This is a genomic window from Weissella confusa, from assembly GCF_004766315.1.
GTDB lineage: Bacteria > Bacillota > Bacilli > Lactobacillales > Lactobacillaceae > Weissella > Weissella confusa_A.
In genome coordinates, this window is record NZ_PVSN01000045.1 from 1 (window position 1) to 4,181 (window position 4,181).

Sequence of the window (4,181 nt, forward strand, 5' to 3'; positions counted from 1 at the left end):
TCAAAAAACGCCCAATCGAAAAAAACACCCTGAAACCGTGCCAAGGTACTGGCAGTTTCAAGGTGATTTATCGTATTTTACTGATTTAGCTGTGGTTAAAAATTTAGTGCATGAATAATCCGGGTTTAAACAAGATTGGTTTATTATTTGAATTTTTTTCGCGCCATAAATTCCAGATAGAAAATGACCCACAGACGCAAAATGACGACTCCAGTTTCGAAGCCGTCATTCTACTACATTGCCCCGTCACCCTTAAAGATGGCGAGTACTGTCATAAACAAAATTTTAAAATCAAACCACAAGTTAGCATGCTCGACATATGAAATCTCAAGGTCGGCACGTTCTGGGTATTGAATCTCACTTCGTCCACTTGCTTGCCACAAGCCCATCGCGCCAGGCTTAACTGACAAGAATTCATCAACGCGATCACCGTATTCCACTAGTTCACGCTCAACAACTGGGCGTGGACCGATGATACTCATGTCACCAATCAAAATGTTAATGAATTGTGGTAATTCGTCCAATGATGTCTTACGAATAAACGCACCAAACTTTGTGATACGTGGATCTTCTTCAGTTGGCAACTTGTATCCATTTTCAACAAACTTGGCGTACAAGTCCTTGTCAGCGTACAACTTCTCTTCGGCATTCACGACCATTGAACGGAACTTGTAAATTCCGAATTCTTCGTGGTTTTGACCGATGCGACGTTGCTGATAGAAAACTGGTCCTTTGTTATCACCGAACAGGTAGAACAAAGAAATCACCAAGAAGATTGGTGAAAAAATCACCAATGCAAACAACGCAGTTGAAATATCCAAAAAACGCTTGGCGAATAAATAACTCTTACTTTGCTTCGTCATAAGCGCTCCCTTATTACAAGTACTTTGCATCGAATTCAGGATCTTGACTCGTCAAGATCTTTGGTCCGTCATTAGTAATGGCGATTGTGTGCTCGTATTGCGCTGACCATGAACCGTCTTCAGTCGTAACAGTCCAACCATCTTCTTCAGACGTATCAACCTTCCAACCACCAACGTTAACCATTGGCTCGATCGTAATCGTCATACCAGGCTTCAAACGCAAACCGTGACCGGCGACACCGTATGCTGGTACCGCTGGCTCTTCGTGCATCGTTGGTTGGATACCGTGACCGATGTATTCGCGCACGTTTCCGAAACCATTCTCGTCAGTAACGTAGGTATCAATAGCTGCACCGATATCACCGATACGGTTACCAACAACCGCTTGGTCGATACCCAAGTACAATGCCTTCAATGTCACGTCCATCAAACGCTTGATCTCAGGTGAAACCTCACCAACAGCGTAAGTCCAGGCTGAGTCTGAGTAGTAACCATCAAGATCAACAACTGTGTCAACCTTAATCAAGTCCCCATCCTTCAAAATCAATCCCTTGCGAGGGAAACCGTGGGCAACTTCATTGTTAACTGAAACAGTCGTCGCAAATTCGAAGCCTTCAAAACCGATTTGAGCAGCGCGTGCGCCGTGGTCTTCGATGTACTTACGGCCAAATTCTTCAATTTCCCAAGTAGAAATACCTGGCTTGATAATGTCGCGCAATCCCTTGTGCATGCCAGCGATGATGGCACCAGAGGCCTTCATGCCTTCAATTTCGCGATCTGACTTAATAGTAATCATCTTGAATTCCTTCTTTTATTCGTAAATATATCATTCATCCTGAATGTCTTCAGAATTACACATATTGATAGTATAGCGCAAAAATCACATTATTGCAGTGTTTTCAAAAATGCGTGCCAACTCATCAAAAAAAGGCCACATTTTCATGTGACCATCAGTTATTATTTTCGTTCAAGCAATGCCATTTGAATGTGGTCCCCGCTTTGTTCAGTTGGCGCATATGATGCTGCAACCTTCACCAAACGATAGTTCTGCAAAACCTGCGGTGAAATGTGGCTCAAAATGTCACGGCGACTGCTCAAATCTGCTGGCTTTGCCCCACCCCAATTCAAGCTGTACGCAATGAAATCAGGCTTGGCGTTGTTAATGGCATCCGCAAGACCGTTGGCTTGATCAGGGAACTTGTTACCCGGAATATTCGTTTGTTCAAAGAACTTGAACTTACCGGCAACGTCAACGTTTGCATAACGTTCAACACCGTCGTCAATAAAGTTGGCATAAATCAATGATTTGCGACCCGGTTGCTGACTGATGTAATCTCCCATCACCTTTGAAGCATTAACCTGGTTCGTCCAGATATATGGCTCTTTACCAACGAATGGATTCACTACCGCAACTGAAAGTGTTACCAAGGCCACTGCAGGAATTGAAACATAACGCTTTGCAAGCGCTAACCCAGCGCCTTGCACAACCAATAGCATTAGCAAGGCAAGAAGCACCAAAAATGAATAGTCGTCAAAGCGACCGACACCATAAGTGATGATGAAAGCAACAGCTCCAGCGACAAGCGTCATTGCTGACAATCGGTCAAACTTCTTGCGATCAATCAATGCCAGAACCGCTACAACTGCAATAATAAGCAACACTGCGTACGACTCCCAAAGTCCTGAACCTGCTGCTTTGAAATAGTCTAGTCGCTGACTGAACGTCACAGTTTCACTGTAAGCCTTCATATTAGTAATAAAGTAGACGTTGATAAACGCCCTTGCATCTCCCAAGAAATGCAAAATCGTCAACACGACCCCATTAATGACAGCAAACACGCCGAGTGCGGTCACGCCAAAGATCAACAGCTTCTTGAATCGGCGAGCAATCCCAACCAATCCAACAACCAACGTTACACCAATCAACGCACCAAGCAATGTGTACTTAATCAGGAACACCGCAGCGATGGCCAGTCCGAAGCCAGCACCCAAACGGATGATTTGCGCTGTTCGATCCGCATCTAGGAACCGATAAGCCATCAAAATTCCCAGTAACGTCCAGAACGTTGCAAACTCCTCCGGTGATCCCCCGTATTCAAAAGCTCGACTTAGTACAAAGGCAGCGACAAGAAAAGTCGCTAATGTTTTATTAAGAACTGGACTCGTGACTTTGTTTAGCAACTTAGTCACCACGACCCAAATCCCAATCAAATTCAAAACCTCGACGACGAACAATCCGATGTAACCATGTTCACTAATCACGTTGGCCACGAAAAAGTAGAAAAACATCAATGGACCACGCTGTTCAAAGACATCGCGGTATGGCATGTAGCCGTGTGTCCATGCACGCCCCACTTCAAGCATGGCATTCGTATCTACCCACACATTCCCCTTACTCAACGGACTGGCATACAACGCAAATAGCGCCACCAACACAATTATCCCTATCCACACAATGTTGGTTTTTGCCTTCTCAACAAACCTCATTTATAACCCTTTCCCGACATGTAACAAAACATGTCAACTTTATTACACAGTAATAAAATGTAGCAAAAGTAAGTAAAGTGTGCAATGGAATAAGGGGATTTCTACCCCATAAAAAACAAAAAACTGGAATCAAGTCGATTCCAGTCTCAAAAATTAATTAATGATTACGTGATGAAAGGTAACCTGAACTTCTACACGAACACCGCCAACGAATCGATAGTGTGTGCACATGCAGAAGGAGAATTCCATATATGGATTACCCTTCTCGCACCAATAGTAACCACCGTTATCGGGTGAAGCATCGTAAAAACCTCCGATTAAAACTGCTTTTTTGTTACCGGTATAGTCGAAGGTTCGGTTCTAAAATATCCATGTAATATTTACCGGATCTTGTTCAACAATCCAGTTTTAATTACTCCCAATACTATCTGAGCGTATATTATTCTAAATAAACCATTTTAGTGACTAACCACTTTCGTCAAGTCAAGCAAACCAGCCCACAGTATTTAACACATCACCCAATAACTCTTTTTTTGCTGTTAGAATTAGCCAGAAGCATGACAAATGGTATCAATGCAAAGTAGTTCATAACAAAGTATCTAACATCTTGTGCCGGAACTGCAACTACCAAAATGCCTACATTCAACCAAAAAGGAGCCGTAAGTAAAGCGAATTTAAACTTTTTATCAAGGTGAATTGTCAATTCAACCGGAACACTTGAGATAAATAATATTCTTTAGCCGATCTCCAGCCGAAAAGCTTTCGAGGTCGGCTATTAATTTGCTCAACCATTTGTTCAATGTATTCGTCTGAATAATCTTCGATTGCAGT

At 42.9% G+C, this 4,181-nt stretch carries 3 protein-coding genes; all 3 read right to left on the minus strand.

Annotated features, from left to right (window positions below; translation table 11 throughout):
• Nucleotides 1-233 precede the first annotated feature (233 nt).
• Nucleotides 234-863 (minus strand): sugar transferase, encoded by a 630-nt coding sequence (locus C6P11_RS06830; RefSeq protein WP_210114228.1) that lies wholly within the window; start codon nucleotides 861-863, stop codon nucleotides 234-236.
• Nucleotides 864-876: 13 nt separating this feature from the next.
• Complete coding sequence (gene map, locus C6P11_RS06835; RefSeq protein WP_135519778.1) at nucleotides 877-1,659, minus strand: type I methionyl aminopeptidase; 783 nt, start codon at nucleotides 1,657-1,659, stop codon at nucleotides 877-879.
• Between the two features lie 161 nt (nucleotides 1,660-1,820).
• Nucleotides 1,821-3,350: a hypothetical protein gene (locus tag C6P11_RS06840; protein ID WP_135519780.1), complete on the minus strand. Its 1,530-nt coding sequence runs from the start codon at nucleotides 3,348-3,350 to the stop codon at nucleotides 1,821-1,823.
• Nucleotides 3,351-4,181 lie beyond the last annotated feature (831 nt).

Bases quoted from the DNA above. Each gene is read 5' to 3' on its own strand.
- C6P11_RS06830 (WP_210114228.1), bottom strand. From the start codon at position 863: ATGACGAAGCAAAGTAAGAGTTATTTATTCGCCAAGCGTTTTTTGGAT.
- map (WP_135519778.1), bottom strand. From the start codon at position 1,659: ATGATTACTATTAAGTCAGATCGCGAAATTGAAGGCATGAAGGCCTCT.
- C6P11_RS06840 (WP_135519780.1), bottom strand. From the start codon at position 3,350: ATGAGGTTTGTTGAGAAGGCAAAAACCAACATTGTGTGGATAGGGATA.